This window comes from Nonomuraea sp. NPDC050022, from assembly GCF_044460705.1.
In the GTDB taxonomy this organism is placed as follows: Bacteria; Actinomycetota; Actinomycetes; order Streptosporangiales; family Streptosporangiaceae; genus Nonomuraea.
Genome location: NZ_JBITKE010000023.1, coordinates 26,160 through 43,578 on the forward strand (window position 1 = coordinate 26,160; position 17,419 = coordinate 43,578).

Here is a 17,419-nt window from a genome sequence, read left to right on the forward strand (position 1 = left end):
CACGCTATGAGACCAGAGTCCACCAGGGGGACGATGTTCCGTTCAGCGGACGGCCAGGGATGTCTTGTCAGCGCACTGGAGGGTGCGTGATCACACCTGCGGCCAACATCAAGCTCAACTGGGTCTCCGATCCCGCGCGATGGGCGTTCATAAGCTCCACCAGCCGCTCCACGTCACCGGCGCCGAGCGCGGCGACCATCTCGCGATGCTCGGCCAGGATCCGTGCCCGTCCCGCCTCGTCATAGAGGTAGACCGCGTGGTAAGGCAGCGCCCACGTCCAGATGCGCCTGATCTCGCCCACGACCAGGCCCAGCTCGCTCAAACCGAAGATCGCGAAGTGGAACCGGCTGTTGAGGGTACGCATGCGCGGCAGGTCCACCTCGGCAGCGGCCTGTTCGACCTCCGCGGCCAAGGCCGCGATCTGGGCGAGCTCGTCGGCGGTGGGCTGAGAGAGGCTGCGGATCACCTCCGTTTCCAAGAGTCGGCGCATGAGGTACACCTGGTCGAACTCCGACCGGCTCAACCGGGCCACAGCGAAGCCGACATGTTGCTCATGGACCACCAGACCGTCCGCGACGAGCTGGCGCAGCGCCTCACGCACCGGCAGCCGGCTCACCCCCAGGGCGGCCGCCATGTGCTCCTGCCGGATCTGCTGGCCGGGCAGCAGATCCCCCGACACGATCATCTGCTTGATCTCATCGACCACCCGCGACACCGCCTGGCTGGCGGCAGGCACGACAGCGGTGGCCGGAGTCCTCCTGGACGGCATGGCGCTCCTCACGATCCCCTCCACCGTAGGGGCTCGCCCACCACGCACGCACCCCCGTGATCCGCAGCCTCTGGTGCTCAGCCGGTGACGCTGCCGCCGTTGAGGTTGAGGGTCTGGCCCGTCATCCAGGATGCCTCCGGCGAGGCGAGATAGACGACGGCCGCCCCGACATCCTCCGGCGTACCCAGCCTGCGGGTCGGGATCTTCTGCGCGAACTCCTGCGTGCTGTCTCCGGCGGCGTTGCTCTGCAGACCGAGCGCGAGAGAGTTGGCGGTCACGCCGAACGGGGCGAGTTCCTGCGACAGATGCCGGATGAAGCCCTCCACCCCGCTTTTGGCCGCCCCGTACAACGAGATGCCCGCCGCCGAACCGGTGCGCGCGGCGCCGGAGGAGATCTGGACGATCCGTCCCCAGCCCGCCTCACACATGTCATCGGCCACGGCCGACACGCAGTTCATGGCGCCGAACAGATTGACCTCCACCGGCGCCCGCCACCGGCTCGGCGCGAGGGTGCGAAACGGCCCCTGCCCGAAGTCTGCGGGGATGCCCGCGTTGTGGACCAGGATGTCGAGATGCCGCCCGAACTCCGTACGGGCCCGGGCGGCCCCCTCTCGCACCGCTTCCAGGTCGGTGACGTCGAAGACGACCGGGACGGCTGCCCCACCGGCGGAGATGATTTCCTGGCTCACCGCCTCGGCACGATCCGGCACCAGATCGTTGACCGCCACTGCGGCCCCCTGCGCGGCCAGCGCCCGGGCGATCCCCGCGCCCGCGTTCTGACCGGCCCCGGTCACCAACGCGGTACGACCCGACAGATCAAACATCGTCTCCTCTTTTCTCCCCGCACCGACAGCCGTGCCGTTCCGCCCGCTCACCCATACTGGACGAGCTCCACCAGGTGACCTTCGGGGTCCTCAACCTGGGCGACACGCAAGCCGGCCTGGGGCATGTCCCTGGGGCCGGAGCGCACGACCCCGCCCGCGGCCTCCGCCGCCCGCACCACCTGGTCCACGTCGCCGACGGTGAAGCCGAGCACCGCCTCGCCTGGCTGCGGGGCCACCTCACGCCGGAGCAGGACAAGGGAAGGCTCCTCGCCTCCCGCCGAACCCAAGATGATCTCCTCGTACGGCCTTTGCCCCTCCCCGCCGGCGACGCGGTGTCTGACCGCCAGGCCCAGGACCGTGGAGTAGAACGCGGCCTCGGCCTCAAGATCGCCGACGAGGAGCTTGGTGAAAGAGAAGCGCGGACCATCGGCCATGGTGCCTCCTGGGGAACGATTGATTGCGACGGCGACTTTTCCCAGCCAGTACACCGATCGGCGGCGCGCATCGGAGGCGAGTGTTCCACTGGATGGGAAGCTTCGTTGTGACCATCGGCTCCCATCGCGAGCCGCCGCGCGACCGATCCGCCCTGGAGCGGCCGCGTGCCCTGATTGGTGGGCGCCGCCGTCGACGCGGATCTCCGTGTGTTCTCGCCGATCTGGACGGTGTAGTCACCTGGCGTGACCAGCCAGCGGTCTTCCTTGATGTCCCAGTAGGCGAAGGCGCGAGCGTCCAGGTCGAAGGTCACGGTCGTGGACCGGCCGGGTTCGAGGCCGACCTTGGTGAAGGCGCGCAATTCTCGAGCCGGGCGCCGGACCGGTCCGGCCTGCGTGGCGACGTAGAGCTGGACGACGTGCTTGCCGTATCGCTTGCCGGTGTTGGCGACGGTGACGCAAACGCGCGCGCTGTCGTCCCCGGTAGCCGTCACCGTGAGGTCGCTGACAGCGAAAGTCGTGTAGGTGAGCCCGTGGCCGAAGGGGTAGCGTACCGGCAGTTCGACCGTTTCGTGGTAGCGGTAGCCGACCATGACACCCTCGCCGTAGCGGACCACGTCTCCTGCTCCCCAGGGAATTCAGGTAGCTGGCGGTGTCCTGCAGCCGTTGCGGGATAACCGCCCGGAGGGCGCGGTGATGCCGAACAGCAGATCGGCGATCGCGCCCCCACCCGCCTGGCCGAGCAGCCAACACTCCAGGACGGCGTCGACCTCGTCGCGCCAGCCCTCCAGCGACACCAACCCGCCGTTGGACAGGACCACGACGGTACGGCGGGCCGCCGCAGCGGTGGCGCGGATGAGGTCCACCTGCTCGGCGGGGAGATCAATGGACGCCCGATCGTAGCCTTCGGACTCGTTGACGTCGGCCAGCCCGGCGAAGACGATCGCCAGGTCGGCGCCCTGCGGGCTGGTGATGACGGTGCGGTCTCCGGCGAGCTTCCTGATCTCCTCCAGCGGTATGTCGACGCGGGTGGGATTGATGTGGGAGCTGCCACCGCCCTGGAGGCGCGGCTCGGTGGCGAAGAATCCGAGGACCGCGATCGTGCGCACGTCGGCCCCGACGGGCAGTGTGTCACCGTCGTTCTGCAGCAGCACGGCGCATTCGGCGGCCAGCTCGCGGGCCAGGGTGTGGTGGGCATCGACGTCGAACGCGGCGGGCTCCGGCCGCCAGACGTCCACCATGGCGCGCACCCGCGTGAGGGAGCGGTCGACGACCGCCTCGTCGAGTTCACCCTCCCGTACGGCTCGTACGATCTTGGCGTCGTTGGCGGGGTTGCCCGGCATCTCCAGATCCAGCCCGGCCTTCAGCGCCTGGACCCGGTCGTTGACGGCGCCCCAGTCGGAGACCACGACACCCTCGAACCCCCACTCCTCGCGCAGCACCTGGGTGAGCAGCCAGGGATGCTGGCTGGCGTAGACGCCGTTGACCTTGTTGTAGGCGGCCATGACCGTCGCGGGCCTGGCTTCCGCTGCTGAGTTCACCTGTGAAGTTGCGCGGAAATGTCCCTGCCGGCTCGCTGGGGGTACTGCGGTGAGCGCCATGAGTGACGCGCCTCGTTCGATGTCGTGATTCTGGATCGATATTTGTCGGGGTGCCGGTAAGAATCGTGTCAGTGCGCCATGAAAAGCACTGTTTGTCCGAACGGAGGTGAAAGACCACCGTCGCTCTGCCGTCGTAGCGGTGGGGTGAAGCAGGAGGCAGCCTGATCCGGGGATCGCCGGGGAGGGTGGGAGCGGCCTCGACAAAGTCGGGTGGGCCCAGCTACCGGATGGGTCGGGCCCGGTGAGCGAGACGGGAAGGTATACGCGAGGAACCGGTGTCTTACCGCCTCTTGAATTCTTGCCAGCTCCAACTCGGTGGATATGGGCTGGTCGGCCCGGCGTCCGGGTCGCTGTCACCAGACGCAAAGTAGCTGTGAGTGATCGGGAGCTCCTGAACGGGTTGACATAAGCGCCGTTAGCAAGCACCGCGACCTGCCGAAACGCGCCCGCCGCCGTTATCGGGGCGGCGAGCGCCGGACTCATCCCCGGAACGCCCGGGCCGAAACTCGGAGTCGGGCGCCGCAGCCGTCACCCGCTGTGGCCTGCGGCAACGCCCTACTTTGCCCCTGGTGACAGCGACCCGAGCGCCGGGCCGTCAGGCAAGTAGACCCCAGCATGTCGAGCGTGGTTGGGGGCCGGCCAGCGCGGTAAGACGGGTGAGGTTGACGGCGTAGCCGGCGCGGGTGGTGGCGGCCCGCACCTGGTCGAGGAAGCGGCCGACCGCGGCCGCGACGCTCTGCCCGCCTGCCGGGGCGTCGGCGCTCGGCGCGGGTAAGGAGACGACCGCCACAGCAGCTTTTTCACGTCGATGTGACACATAATGTGGCCGAGTCGTGTCTCGCCCGGCTCGCCGCGAGCTGGGCTCGGTCCCGGCCGCGGAGGTCAGTGTGGCAGATAATGCAGATTCTGTGTCACAGATGTGCGGCGCCATGGGCAGCGGCTAGGTGGTCGTTCGCGACCGGGCCTCGGCGGCCCAATGAGGTGCGTTCCACCGGTCGGCGATGGTGGCGGCCTGAGCGAAGTGGGCGGCGGCCTCGTCGTCGTGACCGAGGAAGACGGCCAGCTCGCCGAGGGTGTGGGCGACCGGGCGCAGCTCCACCGACAGGCTCGTGGCGTCCGGCGGGGGGCCGTCGCGGCGCGCAAGCAGCGTCGCGTAGATCTCCTCGGCCACGGCGCGATCGTCCAGGGCGATGGCGGCCATCGCGCGGACGGTCGTGAGGAAGGTGAAGAAGTAGTCGGGGCGGATCGGGTCCGAGGTGCGTATCCGGCGGGCTTCGTCAATCAGGCCGTTGGCGTGCAGGGCGAGGACCAGCAGGTCGGAGGCGATCGGGCCGAACGCCTCGTGGAAGGCGCGCACCTCCTCCAGGTGCTCGCCGAGCGTGCCGTTGTTCACCCAGATCGCGGCCAGCGCGAGGCCGAGGAAGCCGACGGCGTGCAGGGATCCGGCACGCCGCATGCCGTCGGCGGCCTCGGTGTAGAGCCCTTCGGCGTCGGCGAACCGGCCCTCGATGAGGGCCAAGGTCGCCAGCACCACCTTGGCGACGCCGATCGCTTCGGGCAGTCGGTAGGCGCGCGCGAGGTCGAGGGCCTCGCCGGCCGCGCGGCGCATGGTGGCCGGGTCGTTGGCCGCGGCGGCGCAGGCGGCCTGGTTGAGCAACCCGGTGACGCGGTAGACGGGCAGGTCGTGCTCGGTGCCGATCGCCACCAGCTCGCGGCAGAGGTCGTGGCGTTCGGGCAAGCTGCCGTGGCCGCGGGTCAGGACCTGGAGGGCCGCCGCCCGCAGGCGGGGTGAGGTGGCGAGGTCGAGCGCCTCGCGGGCCGCCGCCAGGGCGGTGGGGTCGTCCTCGCCGACCAGTTCTTCGGCGTAGGCGGCGAGGAGGTGGCTGCGTACTTCCGGGGCCAGGTCGGTGCGCTTGAGCAGGCGGCTCAGCCTGTCGACGATGGGCCGGTCCACCGTGCCGTACTCGCGGGACTGCCATGGTGTCGGCTCGGTCCAGGCCGTGAACGCGGCGATCATCAAGTCGTCGCGTCCCAGGGACTCGGCGTACTCGACAGCCTGCAGGCGGGTCTGGCGCGCGGCAAGCAAGGCGCCGGCCCGGATCTGCGCCCGCAGCAGCCTGCCATGCAGGTCTATGCGTTCCTCCGGGTCGGTCGAGTTCGCGACCGCGTCGGTGAGGAGATCGGCCGCGACGTCGTGTGCGTAGCGTGCCTCGGCCAGCTCGGCGGCCCGGAGGCAGTAGCCGACGGCCTGGGGGGATCCGGCTCGCGTGTAGTGGTACGCGAGCGCCGTGATGTCACCGGTGGTCTCCAGCGCGGCGGCGAGGCGGGCGTGCATGCGGGTGGCCCGCAGGCGGCTGACGTCGGCGACGAGGGTGTCGCGGACGAGGGCGTGCACGAACCGCACCCGCCCGGGGCCCGGCTCGCTCAGCAATCCGGCGATCACGCCCGTGTCCAGCGCGTCGAGCACGCCGTCCTCGTCGGTGTAGGCGGCCTCCACCAGGACGTTCACCGAGCTCTCCCGGCCCGCGACCGCGGCCAGGCGCAACACGGCCACACCTGCCTCGGGCAGCCGTGCGAGGCGCCGCCGCAGCACGTCCCGTACGCCCTCGGGGACCTCGGAAAGGGCGACCAGCGCGCCCTCCCCGTTCATCAGCCGGGCGCTTTCGCGTACATAGAACGGGTTGCCGCCGGTGCGCTCGGCGATGGCGGCGGCGGTCTCGTCGTCGGCCTTGCACTCGGTCCGTACGAGCTGTGCGACGGCCTCCTCGTCCAGGCCGGGCAGGGGGAGCCGCAGCGGTGTGGCGCGCGCGAGGGAGGCCAGCGTTTCGGTGAGGTGTTCACTCTCATCCGCCCGGTACGCCGAGACGACCAGCAGGGGAGCCCTGATGCCCAGGCCGCCGCCGAGCAGCTCCAGCGTGGCGGTGTCCGCCCAGTGCAGGTCGTCCAGGACGATGGCGACCGGGCGTTGCGCGGCGACCGCCGCCAGCCATGTCCACACGGCTTGGCGTAGGCGAAACCGTCCCGCGGTCGCGTCACCGTTCACCGGCCCGGCGTCGGCGAGCAGCGGCGCGAGGTCGTCCGCGAACCCGCCCGGGGATGCGGTCGCGGCGATGCTCCTCAGCACCTCGGTCCACGCCCACGCGGGCGGCGCGCTGTCGATCTCGGGGCAGCGGCCGACGGCGACCAGCCATCCGTCACGTTCGAGCCGCCGAGCGAGGTGTCCCAGGAGCGTCGACTTGCCAAGCCCGGCCTCGCCGGTGACCAGGGCGATACGGGCTCCATCGGCAGCGGCTTCGGCGGCGGCCGTGACCAGTGCCGACAGCTCCGCCTCGCGTCCGACGAACGGCGCCTCGACGATCGTGGCCGTTCCCGGGCGAGGGGCCGCGGTCGGCTGTGGCGGGGGCGGCGGCACGGTCGCACGTAGGACGTCCAAGCGCTGGGTGAGGATCGCCTCCTCCAACCCGGCCAGGTCCGGGCCGGGGTCGAGCCCGAGCTCCTCGGCGAGGATGCCGCGGGCGCGGCGGAGCGTCGCCAGCGCGTCGGCTTGGCGGCCGCTGCTCCACAGGGCCAGGGCGTGCAGCCGCCAGCCCTCCTCTCGCAGCGGCTCGTCGCGGGTGAGCCGCTCGGCCTCGGGAACCACCGCGGCGGCGTCGCCGATGCGCAGACCCACCGCGACGTGCAACTCGGTGGCGACCAGGCGCAGCTCGTTCAGCCGGGCCGTCTCGGCGGCGGCCCACGGCTCGTCGGCGACCTCGGCGAACGCCGGTCCCTGCCACAGCCCCAGCGCCTCGGTGAGCCGAGTCCGGGCGACGCGCGGGTCGGTGACCGTACGGGCCTGGTCGAGCAGGTCCTCGAACCGCCACGCGTCCACCGACTCCGGCGGCAGCCGCAGCGCATAACCGGGCGAGGCGCTCACCAGCAGCCGGGCCGGCGTGCGTGGCGGACGTCCGGGCTCCAGCAGTCGGCGCAGGTTGGACACGTACGCCTGCAAGGACATCAGCGCCCGCGCGGGCGGCTCCCCGCGCCACAGATCCTCGATCATCCGGTCGACCGGCACGACCTGCCCACGCGCCGCCACCAGCAACGCCAGCACACCCCGCTGCCGCGGCCCGCCCAGGGGAACGGGCTCGCCGCCGACCTCGGCCCCGAAAGAGCCCAGCACCCGGATGAAGACCATGATCCGCACATTTTACGTGGACGTTCCAAACCGCTTCCAAATCCCCTCCAAACACCCGGGAGCAGCCTGAACACGTCGCCACCGATGAAGGGCAGGAACAGATGAGCGTCGACACCCAGGACATGGAGATCGTCCACCGCGTGCTCCGGCGTGAGTCACGGCTGCTGATGGAGCTCGTCGCGGCCGTCACCCCGGGTGACACCGCTCGCGCCAAGGTGATCGCCGACCACTTCCGCCTCTACCGGCTGGGCCTGCACCACCATCACGAGGGCGAGGACGAGCTGCTGTGGCCGCCGCTGCTTTCCCGGGTGGACCTGGAGGCCGACATCGTCCTGCGCATGCAGGCCCAGCACGAACGCGTCGCCGACACCCTGGCCAGGCTGGACGCCACGGTCCCCGCCTGGGAGGCCACCGCGGGCGCCGACGAACGCGACACCCTCGTGGCCGCCCTCTCCGAGCACCGCGCGGTCCTGCTGGAACACCTCGACGACGAGGAGGCCACCCTCCTCCCGCTCGCGGCCAAGCACATCACCGAGCAGGAGTGGGCCTCCCTGGGCGACCACCTGGTGAACAACACTCCCAAGCTCACCCTGCTCACGCTCTTCGGCGCCGTCCTGGAAGAGGCGAACCCGGCCGAGCGTGCCATCGTCCTCGGCGGCCTGCCCGCTCCGGTCCGCGTCATCTGGCACGTCATCGGCCGCCCCCGCTACGCCCGCCACATCCGTCGTGTCCGCGGCTGAACCCCGCCCCCTCTGAACATCACCCGTCTGAACATCAAAGGAGAACGACCATGTCGCTGAAGAAGCTCAACACTGTCCTGGCCACCGCCGTCGTCCTGTTCACCCTCTACCTCGGGTTGTCCTTCGTCCTGCCCCTCGAGACGTCCTTCCCGGGCTTGCCGCACTGGCCCTCTGGCGACAGCGGCTTTCCTGTCGTGAAAGGCAGCCGCGAAATCGCGATGGGCCTGGCCATGGGCATCCTGCTGGTGACGGGCCACCGCCGCGCATTGGGCTGGGTCCTGCTGATGGTGGCCGTCGCCCCGTTCGGCGACATGGTCAACGTCTTGGCCCACCACGGCCCCATGGCCGCCGCGTTCGGCATCCACGGCCTGACCTCGGCGCTGATCGCGGTCACGGGACTGCTGATCCTCCGCGAGACCAGCAAGGCGCGCAAGGCCCAGGAGACCGCCACCGCAGCGCCCGCCGCGCAGCCCGCCTGACCTGCCCGTAGTGCAGCACGGTATTCCTTCGCATTTTCTGACAACTCGAAAAAGGGAGACGACAATGGCGATCAACAATCTGCGCGGTGTCCTCAAGGGGCGCGTGCTCCTGCCCGATGACGACGGCTTTGAACAGGCGGCCACCGCGTGGAATCTGACCGTCAGGCAGCCGGTGGCGGCCGTGGTGGAGGCCGCGGATGCCGATGACGTGGCGGCACTCGTGCGCTACGCGCGGCGGGCGGGTATGACGGTGACCGCGCAGCCGAGCGGCCATGGCGCCTCCGGTGATGTGGAAGGCCTGATCCTTTTGCGTACCGGTCTGCTGAACGAGGTGGAGGTACGCGCGCAGGAGCGGCTGGTCCGGGTGGGCGCGGGCGCGAAGTGGGGGCAGGTGCTGGCGGCGGCCGGTCCGCTGGGCCTGACCGGCCTGGCCGGCAGCGCGCCGGGGGTCAGCGTGACCGGCTACACCCTGGGCGGCGGCGTCGGCTGGTTCAGCCGCAAGTACGGCTTCGCCTCCGACAGCGTGCGGGCTATCGACATCGTGGACGCCGATGGCCGGCCGGGCCGGGTGAGCGCCGAGTCCGATCCCGAGCTGTTCTGGGCGCTGCGCGGCGGTGGCGGGGACTTCGCGGTGGTGACCGCCCTCGAACTCGAGCTGTATCCCGTGCCAGTCCTGTACGGCGGGCGCGTGATCTGGCCGGAGCACCGGACCAGGGAGGTGTACGAGGCGTTCCTGGAGATCACCGCCGAGGCACCGCGTGAACTCAGCGTCTGGATCAACCGGCTCCAGCCACCCGGCGCGCCGCCGATGGTGACACTGGATCTGGCCTACCTGGGTGAGGCCGCTCAGGGGCAGGACCTGCTGGCGCGCATCGACAAGATCGAGGGCGCGATCTCCGACAGCCGGGGCGTCATCCCGGTTGCCGACCTGGGTGACATCACCGCCGAGCCCACCGACCCGGCCCCATCCATCGCTCGCGCGGAGCTGCTCACCGGCCTGGACGCGGACGCGGTGGAGCTCCTGCTCGCCAAGCCGGTCCAGCCGCTCATCAACGTGCAGATCAGGCACCTGAGCGGGGCACTCGCCGAGCCGGGCGGCGGGGCCGGTGCGAGCGGCACGGTGGCCGAGCCGTACCTGCTCGGCCTGCTGGGTCTCGGCCTGCCGCACGCGGCCGACGCGACGCGCGCCAAGCAGGCCGAGGTCGTGGCCGACCTGGCGGCCTACATCAGCGGCCGCAAGCCGTACACCGTGCTGTCCCCCGGCGACACGGCGGCCAAGTCCTTCTCCGGCAGCGCGCTCGCGCGACTGCGGGAGATCAAGCGGGCCCGCGACCCGCACAACGTGTTCCGCGCCAACTACCCGGTGCTCGGATAGATCGGTTCCAGCAGGTCACGGCCCCTCCGCCCACTGGTGCGGCGGGGCCGCACCGGACCCGCGTGACAAATGTCGCCGCGAGCACTGTGAAGGGCACACCCACGCAGGAAGGACTCGCACAATGAGGGATTCCGGTGCACCGTGCAGATCCGCCGGCACATCGGTGACCTCCCGCTCCCGCTCCACCAACAGCGCGGCCGGCAACGTCACCTAAGGCGATTCGCCGACCCGACCAGCCCGCCCCCGGCCAGGGCGGCCACCTCGTCCTGCTCACCGGCCACGACGACGGCCTGCTCCACCTGCACAACCCCTGCGGCCACACCGAGGACGCCCGCCGCGCCGTCTTGCCCATCGAGGTGTTCGTCACCTTCTTCGGCGGCCGCGGCATCGCCGTCGCCCTGCCGTAGCCCAGCGCCACGGCGATCCTGCGGCTGCGCCCGGCCATCCAGCTCCAGGTGCCGGCTCATGTCCAGCTTCCAGCCTGCCGTACAGATTCAGATGCGTCCAAAACAGCGCCGACAAGCCGCGCAGATCGACCGGGGTCAGCTTCTTGCGCCACTTCGCATCGCGCACCGCGGTCTGGATCAAGATCGTGTTCAGACCCGCGAGATCTGCCACGGCCGCCACGGCGCATCCACCAGGCCTATCGCGACGGTCAAGAAGACCAACTCGGCTCACTCGGGCTTGTCTTGAACGCCATAGCCCCGTGGAACACCCGCTACCAGATATCGACCAATAAGACCCCCAGGGCCCCGAGCCGGATGCCCAGCAGGCCCATGACGTGGCTTCGAGTCCATCCCCCGTCGTTCCACCGGCAGCTACTGGGCCCACCACTCGGCGGCGCGACCAGCCCCAAAGTAGCTCTGTGCAATCATCGCTACTCTTCGTGTTCTCGGAAATGAGGAGTTCTGATAGCGATCATCATCGGTTCCCGCGCGTCCCTGAGCGGAACGCAGTAGTTCAGGCCCCCCTCGTTGTCCGACAACAAGCTTAGCGACCGCACCACTCCATCCATCCCGGTCGGGCGCCGCTGCTCCTTACGGAGGAGCTGGACTCGAAGCCGCTGATTCGTCGCCGCCGTTTCGAGTGCGTTGGGTGATGGTGTGTTCGAGGCCGTCGAGGAGGGCGTGCAGGCCGAACTCCTGGGTCGTGGTGGCCGAGGGGATGGCCATCGTGGTGGCCAGCAGCGGGAAACGGTCGGCGTTGCGGAGTAGCAGGTCGCGCATGATGGGGGCGGCGCTGCCGTCCGTCCAGGTCTGAGTGCCTTGGGTGGCGGCTGGGTGGGTGGCGCGGATGTGATGGGAGACCAGCATGACCGCGTCCAGCCGTTCGCGTTCGGTCAGGGGCGTGTCGGCCAGAGCACTGAGGGCTCTTTCGGGCCATCCAGTTTCGCATGGACCCATGACGCGGTCGCCCACGGTGATCGACGGCAGCCAGGGGTGGCGTCGCCAGGCGGCGGACAGTTGGCGGGCGTACTCTTCCAGCTTGGCCCGCCAGCTGGTCACGCCGCTCAAGTCGGGGGGTGTGCCGACCGCCGCCTCGATCATGATTGCACTCAGCTCAGATTTGCCGTTGACATAGCGGTACAGGGCCATTTTGGTGAGGCCGAGCTCGGCGGCTACCCGATGCATCGAGACCGCCTCCAGTCCCTCGGTATCGGCGACCTTGACAGCGGCGTCGGCCACCTGGGCGAGGTCGAAGGCGGGCCTGGGGCCCCTCGTGCGAGGCTTCCGCAGGCCCCACAACAGTTCGGCCAGTGCCATCGGATCCTCGTTAACCGACATCGCAGCCTCCCACTTGCCCACCCCAAAAAACTGTATCTATGATACACAGTGTCATGGAGACACAGTTAGTCGTCGAACTCGGGAGCAGGCGGCGTGGCTGAGGAGTTGCACCGTCGCGGACAAGGAGCGGACTATGTCCAAATCAGTGCTCGACATGTCAATGTCGCTCGACGGGTACGTCGCCGATCCCAACGACTATCTCGGTGGCGACGATGGCGAGCGGCTGCACAAGTGGGCTGACGCGGGCCCGCAGACCGGTCCGATCCAGCAGTTCCAAGCCGAATGGAAGGCGGCCGGTGCGGTCCTCGCAGGGCGGCGGACCGCCGAACTCATGGATCACTGGGGAGGCGATCACGACGGTCTCCCGATCTTCGTCCCCAGCCACCGGCCGCCCAGCCCGGCCGCCCGTTGGGGTCATCCGCTGGTGACATATGTGAACGACGGGATCGAAAGCGCGATGGCGCAGGCGAAGGCCGCCGCCGGGGGCCGGGACGTCCAGGTGCGTGGCGGCGCCTACACGGTGCAACAGGCACTCGAGGCCGGGGTACTGGATGAGGTGCAGATCCATCACATCCCGGTGCTGCTGGGCGCCGGCCGCCGGCTGTTCGACGTCTTGCCGTCGGAGATCGAACTGGAGATCGTTCAGGTGATCGACACACCGGAGGCCACCCACATCCGCTACCGCATCCGCCGCTGAGCCGATCGGTCACCGACCCGGGCCGGCTGAGGCCAGCGGCGCTCCGCCTCTCCTTCCCGGAGATGGGCACCGAGTACGAACTGGTGCGGTTAGCTGTCAATCTCTTTGAGGTGACTTCGGCTAATCCTGTGTGGTGTTCGGTGGCTCTTCTCGGCCGACGGGCGTGTTGATCTGTAGGCGGCCCGGGCGACATAGCGGCTCCCTTGCAGCCAAGCCTCAACAGCCCCTCAACTCAAGATTAGACTCTTCTCGCGGCGCGGTTCTGGTTCGTCTTGTTTTCGGGGGACGGGTGACATGGGTTGGGCCGGAGCGTGATGCGACGTAGTGGGCGTGCTCGCGCAGCATGACGGCGATTTGCTCGGCGAGCTTGGCCTTGCCGCCGTAGTAGGTAATGGGGGGCAGCACCGTGCTCCTCCTACGCCGAGACCGGCTTGTCGGGGCCAAGGTAGCGGTAGATCGTGGCACGACTGACGCCGAGCCGGTCGGCGATCTGCTGGACGGTGTGGCGCCGCTTACCGTCCTCGCCTTTCACCTCCAACAGCGCGCGGGGCCATCTCCACGCCGTGCTCATCCAGGGCGGGGGGGCGTCCGCCGACGCGGCCGCGTGCCCGGGCCGAGGCCAGCCCTTCAAGGGTGCCCTCCACGATGAGCTCGCGGAGGAAGATCGCGGCCGCTGCTGCCGAACCTCTCTGGTTGTCGGCCCCCGCCAACGCCCTGGGCCACCAGTTCCTCCACCGCCGCGGCGTATTCGGCGCTCGATCGCCGCAGCTCGCGCCATTGCTGCGTCCGGCACGCGGGCCAGCAATACCGCCGCGACGACCGCGACTCCTCGGGCAACGAGAGGCCGCAGTTCGCGCACGTTCGAACCGCCGCGCGCTGGCCCACGCCACCGATTGTCGCAACCCGGCGAGCTGATCGCCCCACTGTTCGCGCCCTGCTGCTGACGATGCTCGCCGCCCTGCTGCCAGGCATCCGCGGCGGCACAGCCGTTTCCTGGAGGTCTGCCAGGGGGCCAGCCGGAATACGCCAGAAGGGGACCGCGGCCCTAAAGAAGGCCAGGTCAGGCGCATGGCAGGGTAGGGATGAGGTCGCGCCGTGAGGTCCGTCCGAGTTCGGCGATAATCCGGTGGGTCGATAGCCCGTATTCCCGTTACCCCTTGACGGACGGAGCCCCGTGCAGATCAACGATCAGCAGCTCGACGACAATCTGAACGACTTCTCCGCCCCGGCCTGGCCACGATCGTCCTTGTCGTTCGTCTTGGAGGGATGGCGAAGACGAGGATGCCGAAGTTGGCGGGGCCTTTCGGTCATGGGGTCTTTCTGGGGTCGGCCCACATAAGCTCAAACCCACATTGGGATGATCTTTAACCGTGTTACTTCTAGTGAGTGCGTTCGTTTCGGCGGGGCGAGGATGCCGGTGGCTCCATTACGCACTTCGTAAGCCGCATCGACTCCGATGCCTTACCCACCTCATTCAGGTAGTCGGCAACGGCGACCTGACCGGCGACGTCGGCGGCTGCCGTGATCGCCTGGGGGGACAGCGTGCCGTCTGGCTGGGTCAGCATGTCGTGCCAGTCAAACGAGAAATACAGCACACCATCGAGTTGGTCCCTCGGCCTCATGGCCAGTAGCTGGGTCCACAGGGGGACGTTCTTCTTGACGACCAGGTCATACAGATCGTTCAGCTCCATGCGCCCAATATGCGCATTGATCGACAGACGTGCCAGACGTTGGAGAGTAGCTGCCGCCCTCGCCGTATGCCGGTGGCACCCCTCCCGGGGGTGAAGCCGCTCGTTTGGGCCGTGAGACACGATTCTTACCGGCACCCCAAGGAGTGAGGTAGATGACTGAATCCGCAACCGGTATGTCGCGTCCGCCGGTTCACACACTGCGCAGCAGCCCCGCCTACTGGCGGGTGACGTTCGACAACCCACCGCTCAACTTGTACGACCCCGAGGTCGAGAGCGCACTGGCCGGGATCGTCGACAGGCTGATCGACGATCCCGAGGTCAAGGTCGTCGTCTTCGACAGCGCCGTTCCCGACTTCTTCATGGCACATCTCAACCTGGGCAGGATCGAGGAGTTCGGGGAGGGTATGCCGACCTGGTTCGCCTTGATCGACAAGCTGGTCAGGGCGCCGTTCATCACCGTCGGATCGATCCGGGGCCGTGCCCGGGGTATCGGGAACGAGCTCCTGGCCGCGCTGGACGTGCGGTTCGCCGCCAAGGAGACGGCGGTCCTGGGTCAGTTGGAGATCGGCACCGCGATCATCCCCGGCTGTGGAGGCATGCAGCGGCTGCCACGGCTCACCGGCCGGGCCCGCGCGCTGGAGATCATCGCCTCGGGTGAGGACTACGACGCCGACACCGCCGGGCTCTACGGGTGGGTCAACCGTTCGGTGCCCGACGCCGAACTCGACGCCCTCGTCGAGCGGTTCGCTCAGCGGATCGCCTCCTTCGACGCCGAGGCGCTCGCCGCGGTGAAGGAGATCCTCGACGAGCAGTACCCGCAGCCCTCAGCCGAGAGCCTCGCGGTCACGAACGCACGCTGCTCGCCCGCGAGACGGTTCAGGAACGGCTGCGCAGGTCCGCTTCGGCGCCGCCGGAGATGATCCTCGACGCAGAACGCAACATGGGCGAGTGGATCGGCCCCCGATAGCCGCCGTCCGCGTCCCCCGGCGAGCGCCCGAATCGGCGAACGCCCGGGCGTCAGTGGGGCAGGATCACCGACAGCTGTGTGCGGATGTCGGCCAGCACCTGTTCTGCGTCGTGGTCGGCGTTGAGGCTCGCCGCCATGGCGAGGAACATCACCGCGGAGGTGACACGGGCGAGGGTGGCGGCGTCGGCGCTGCTGCGCTTCCCGTAGCGCTGCAGCAGCTCGGCGACGGCCTGTTCGGTTTGGCCGGCGATCGTCAGTGCCTCGTGGTGTCGGGGCTCCGTGGGGTCGCCGAAGGCCATTTCCCGCAGGTAGGTGCGGCCATTGCCGGTGTGCACACGGTTGCACTCCACCACCGGCCGCAGCAGCGCGAGCACCGCTTCCACGGGGTCGTCGACGGTTTCGGCGGCGGCCCGGCCCCGGGCGAGAGCGTCGACGTACAGGGAGTTCTGGAGCAGCAGGAGGAGCTCGCCCTTGCTCTTGACGTAGAGGAACAGGGTGCCGGTGCCGATATCGGCCTTCTCGGCGATCTGCTGGGTGGTGACGTCCTCGACGCTGTGCTCGGCGAACAGCTCGCGGGCGGCGGCCGTGATGCGGTCCAGCTTCTGCTGCTTGTTCCGCTCCCGCCGACCCGACGGGGCAGGCGTGGACGGCATGGGACCTCCCGGGAATGAATTAATGACTGTACTCAGTTATGATTGTAGTCGTAAGCGATCGGACTCAGATCCATTCTTGCATGCAGCCGCCTGCAGGGGGGCCGGGGCCCGGCCGCCGCACATCGCACCACGCAAAGGAACTTCCGCCATGACCATGTCCTCCACTCTCTGGCAGCCGTTCGCGCTGGGCCGCGTCAAGCTCCCGCACCGCCTGGCGATGGCCCCGATGACCCGTAGCCGAGCGCTGCCGGACGGGACCCCGACCGAGCTGATGGCCGAGTACTACGGGCAGCGTACGGGCCTGGGCCTGATCATCACCGAGGGCACGCAGCCCTCGCCGGACGGCCAGGGCTACCCGAACACCCCCGGCATCTACACAGCCGAGCACGTCGAGGGCTGGCGGAGGGTCGCCGACGCGGTGCACGCCGGCGACGGAGCGCTGTTCGTGCAGCTGATGCACGTCGGGCGGATGTCCCACCCGGACAACACCCCGCACCACCGCCAGCCGGTGGCCCCGTCCGCGATCGGCGCCGAGCAGGAGATATTCACCGCGAACGGCCTGCAGAAGACCCCGGTACCGCGGGAGCTCGCCACCGAGGAGCTGGCCGGTGTGGTCGGGGAGTTCCGGCACGCCGCGGCGCAGGCCGTCGCCGCCGGCGCGGACGGGGTGGAGATCCATGCCGCCAACGGATACCTGCTGCACCAGTTCCTTTCCCCCAACGCCAACCACCGCACCGACGCCTACGGTGGATCGGTCGCCGCACGGTCCCGCCTCACCGTCGAGGTCGCCGCGGACGTCGCCGAGGAGATCGGCGCCGACCGGGTCGGCATCCGCATCTCGCCCGGATTCCCGCTGGGCGGGATCGACGAGGGCGACGCGCAGGCGGTACGCGCCCAGTACCGGCACCTGGTCGGCGAGCTGGCCCCGTTGAACCTGGCCTACCTGCATGTGCACCACCTCGGCGACGACGAGCTGCTGCGCTCCCTGCGCGAGGCATGGCCCACCGCGCTGCTGGTGCTGCGCTATGGCCACACCCGTGAGGCACTGGCCGGTTACGTGGACTCCGGCCTGGCCGATATCGCCCCGGTCGGCCGGTGGGCGCTGGCCAATCCCGACCTGGTCGTGCGGCTGCGTACCGGAGCGGAGCTCAACGAGGTCGACCCGGACACCCTCTACGGCGGCGGTGCCGCCGGTTACACCGACTACCCGGTCCTGGACCGGGTCTGAGCC

General features: G+C 69.4%; 17 protein-coding genes and 2 pseudogenes. 7 read left to right on the forward strand and 12 right to left on the reverse strand.

Annotation, left to right across the window (positions count from 1 at the left end; translation table 11 throughout):
* Positions 1–67 precede the first annotated feature (67 nt).
* The 7 genes and pseudogenes from ACIBO2_RS56545 to ACIBO2_RS56575 form a co-directional block, all read right to left on the reverse strand.
* A complete protein-coding gene (locus tag ACIBO2_RS56545) occupies positions 68–769 on the reverse strand; it encodes a GntR family transcriptional regulator (RefSeq protein WP_397305161.1) in 702 nt (233 codons plus the stop codon).
* Positions 770–846: 77 nt separating this feature from the next.
* Positions 847–1,593 carry an SDR family NAD(P)-dependent oxidoreductase gene (locus ACIBO2_RS56550; protein WP_358554234.1) on the reverse strand — a complete coding sequence of 249 codons (747 nt, stop codon included), beginning with the start codon at positions 1,591–1,593 and terminating at the stop codon, positions 847–849.
* A 47-nt stretch (positions 1,594–1,640) separates the two neighbouring features.
* Entirely contained in the window at positions 1,641–2,027 is a 387-nt protein-coding gene (locus tag ACIBO2_RS56555; protein WP_358554237.1) for a VOC family protein, read from the reverse strand.
* A gap of 221 nt (positions 2,028–2,248) precedes the next feature.
* Positions 2,249–2,617, reverse strand: a pseudogene (locus ACIBO2_RS56560) (fibronectin type III-like domain-contianing protein); the annotation flags it as partial.
* A gap of 45 nt (positions 2,618–2,662) precedes the next feature.
* Positions 2,663–3,565 (reverse strand): glycoside hydrolase family 3 C-terminal domain-containing protein, encoded by a 903-nt coding sequence (locus ACIBO2_RS56565; RefSeq protein WP_358554240.1) that lies wholly within the window; start codon positions 3,563–3,565, stop codon positions 2,663–2,665.
* A gap of 655 nt (positions 3,566–4,220) precedes the next feature.
* A complete protein-coding gene (locus ACIBO2_RS56570; protein ID WP_397305162.1) occupies positions 4,221–4,415 on the reverse strand; it encodes a hypothetical protein in 195 nt (64 codons plus the stop codon).
* Positions 4,416–4,565: 150 nt separating this feature from the next.
* Positions 4,566–7,802 carry a BTAD domain-containing putative transcriptional regulator gene (locus ACIBO2_RS56575; protein WP_397305163.1) on the reverse strand — a complete coding sequence of 1,079 codons (3,237 nt, stop codon included), beginning with the start codon at positions 7,800–7,802 and terminating at the stop codon, positions 4,566–4,568.
* 101 nt (positions 7,803–7,903) lie between these two features.
* On the opposite strand from ACIBO2_RS56575, the gene ACIBO2_RS56580 reads away from it, so the two are divergent.
* From ACIBO2_RS56580 to ACIBO2_RS56590, 3 genes are all read left to right on the forward strand, one after another.
* On the forward strand, positions 7,904–8,542 hold the full coding sequence (locus ACIBO2_RS56580) for a hemerythrin domain-containing protein (protein WP_358554248.1): 639 nt from the start codon (positions 7,904–7,906) through the stop codon (positions 8,540–8,542).
* A 50-nt stretch (positions 8,543–8,592) separates the two neighbouring features.
* Positions 8,593–9,021, forward strand: coding sequence for a DUF4267 domain-containing protein (locus tag ACIBO2_RS56585; RefSeq protein ID WP_358554251.1), 429 nt, complete (start codon positions 8,593–8,595; stop codon positions 9,019–9,021).
* A gap of 64 nt (positions 9,022–9,085) precedes the next feature.
* The gene (locus tag ACIBO2_RS56590) at positions 9,086–10,396 is read left to right on the forward strand and encodes an FAD-binding oxidoreductase (protein ID WP_397305164.1); all 1,311 of its coding nucleotides are present in this window, start codon (positions 9,086–9,088) and stop codon (positions 10,394–10,396) included.
* Positions 10,397–10,602: 206 nt separating this feature from the next.
* Here ACIBO2_RS56590 and ACIBO2_RS56595 read toward each other — a convergent pair whose 3' ends face one another.
* The gene (locus ACIBO2_RS56595) at positions 10,603–10,863 is read right to left on the reverse strand and encodes a hypothetical protein (protein WP_397305165.1); all 261 of its coding nucleotides are present in this window, start codon (positions 10,861–10,863) and stop codon (positions 10,603–10,605) included.
* Positions 10,864–10,999: 136 nt separating this feature from the next.
* Here ACIBO2_RS56595 and ACIBO2_RS56600 point away from each other — a divergent pair.
* A pseudogene (locus ACIBO2_RS56600) lies at positions 11,000–11,118 on the forward strand (Tn3 family transposase); the annotation flags it as partial.
* Between the two features lie 315 nt (positions 11,119–11,433).
* Here the strand turns inward: ACIBO2_RS56600 and ACIBO2_RS56605 are convergent.
* Positions 11,434–12,180, reverse strand: a complete 747-nt coding sequence (locus ACIBO2_RS56605; protein WP_358554260.1) for a TetR/AcrR family transcriptional regulator — start codon at positions 12,178–12,180, stop codon at positions 11,434–11,436.
* A 133-nt stretch (positions 12,181–12,313) separates the two neighbouring features.
* Between ACIBO2_RS56605 and ACIBO2_RS56610 the strand changes: the two genes are divergently transcribed.
* Positions 12,314–12,877: a dihydrofolate reductase family protein gene (locus tag ACIBO2_RS56610; RefSeq protein WP_397305166.1), complete on the forward strand. Its 564-nt coding sequence runs from the start codon at positions 12,314–12,316 to the stop codon at positions 12,875–12,877.
* 415 nt (positions 12,878–13,292) lie between these two features.
* Here ACIBO2_RS56610 and ACIBO2_RS56615 read toward each other — a convergent pair whose 3' ends face one another.
* Together ACIBO2_RS56615 and ACIBO2_RS56620 are read right to left on the reverse strand one after the other, a co-directional pair.
* Positions 13,293–13,508, reverse strand: coding sequence for a helix-turn-helix domain-containing protein (locus tag ACIBO2_RS56615; protein WP_397305167.1), 216 nt, complete (start codon positions 13,506–13,508; stop codon positions 13,293–13,295).
* Between the two features lie 748 nt (positions 13,509–14,256).
* A complete protein-coding gene (locus ACIBO2_RS56620; protein ID WP_397305168.1) occupies positions 14,257–14,568 on the reverse strand; it encodes a hypothetical protein in 312 nt (103 codons plus the stop codon).
* Between the two features lie 152 nt (positions 14,569–14,720).
* Between ACIBO2_RS56620 and ACIBO2_RS56625 the strand changes: the two genes are divergently transcribed.
* A complete protein-coding gene (locus ACIBO2_RS56625) occupies positions 14,721–15,488 on the forward strand; it encodes an enoyl-CoA hydratase/isomerase family protein (RefSeq protein ID WP_397305169.1) in 768 nt (255 codons plus the stop codon).
* Between the two features lie 97 nt (positions 15,489–15,585).
* Here ACIBO2_RS56625 and ACIBO2_RS56630 read toward each other — a convergent pair whose 3' ends face one another.
* Complete coding sequence (locus ACIBO2_RS56630) at positions 15,586–16,188, reverse strand: TetR/AcrR family transcriptional regulator (protein ID WP_358554272.1); 603 nt, start codon at positions 16,186–16,188, stop codon at positions 15,586–15,588.
* A 148-nt stretch (positions 16,189–16,336) separates the two neighbouring features.
* Here ACIBO2_RS56630 and ACIBO2_RS56635 point away from each other — a divergent pair, with 148 nt between their 5' ends.
* On the forward strand, positions 16,337–17,416 hold the full coding sequence (locus ACIBO2_RS56635; protein WP_397305170.1) for an alkene reductase: 1,080 nt from the start codon (positions 16,337–16,339) through the stop codon (positions 17,414–17,416).
* Positions 17,417–17,419: the final 3 nt, after the last annotated feature.

Bases quoted from the DNA above. Each gene is read 5' to 3' on its own strand.
- ACIBO2_RS56595 (WP_397305165.1), bottom strand. From the start codon at position 10,863: ATGAGCCGGCACCTGGAGCTGGATGGCCGGGCGCAGCCGCAGGATCGC.
- ACIBO2_RS56605 (WP_358554260.1), bottom strand. From the start codon at position 12,180: ATGTCGGTTAACGAGGATCCGATGGCACTGGCCGAACTGTTGTGGGGC.
- ACIBO2_RS56590 (WP_397305164.1), top strand. From the start codon at position 9,086: ATGGCGATCAACAATCTGCGCGGTGTCCTCAAGGGGCGCGTGCTCCTG.
- ACIBO2_RS56610 (WP_397305166.1), top strand. From the start codon at position 12,314: ATGTCCAAATCAGTGCTCGACATGTCAATGTCGCTCGACGGGTACGTC.
- ACIBO2_RS56580 (WP_358554248.1), top strand. From the start codon at position 7,904: ATGAGCGTCGACACCCAGGACATGGAGATCGTCCACCGCGTGCTCCGG.
- ACIBO2_RS56585 (WP_358554251.1), top strand. From the start codon at position 8,593: ATGTCGCTGAAGAAGCTCAACACTGTCCTGGCCACCGCCGTCGTCCTG.
- ACIBO2_RS56550 (WP_358554234.1), bottom strand. From the start codon at position 1,593: ATGTTTGATCTGTCGGGTCGTACCGCGTTGGTGACCGGGGCCGGTCAG.
- ACIBO2_RS56635 (WP_397305170.1), top strand. From the start codon at position 16,337: ATGACCATGTCCTCCACTCTCTGGCAGCCGTTCGCGCTGGGCCGCGTC.
- ACIBO2_RS56620 (WP_397305168.1), bottom strand. From the start codon at position 14,568: ATGGAGCTGAACGATCTGTATGACCTGGTCGTCAAGAAGAACGTCCCC.
- ACIBO2_RS56630 (WP_358554272.1), bottom strand. From the start codon at position 16,188: ATGCCGTCCACGCCTGCCCCGTCGGGTCGGCGGGAGCGGAACAAGCAG.
- ACIBO2_RS56625 (WP_397305169.1), top strand. From the start codon at position 14,721: ATGACTGAATCCGCAACCGGTATGTCGCGTCCGCCGGTTCACACACTG.
- ACIBO2_RS56555 (WP_358554237.1), bottom strand. From the start codon at position 2,027: ATGGCCGATGGTCCGCGCTTCTCTTTCACCAAGCTCCTCGTCGGCGAT.
- ACIBO2_RS56545 (WP_397305161.1), bottom strand. From the start codon at position 769: ATGCCGTCCAGGAGGACTCCGGCCACCGCTGTCGTGCCTGCCGCCAGC.
- ACIBO2_RS56575 (WP_397305163.1), bottom strand. From the start codon at position 7,802: ATGGTCTTCATCCGGGTGCTGGGCTCTTTCGGGGCCGAGGTCGGCGGC.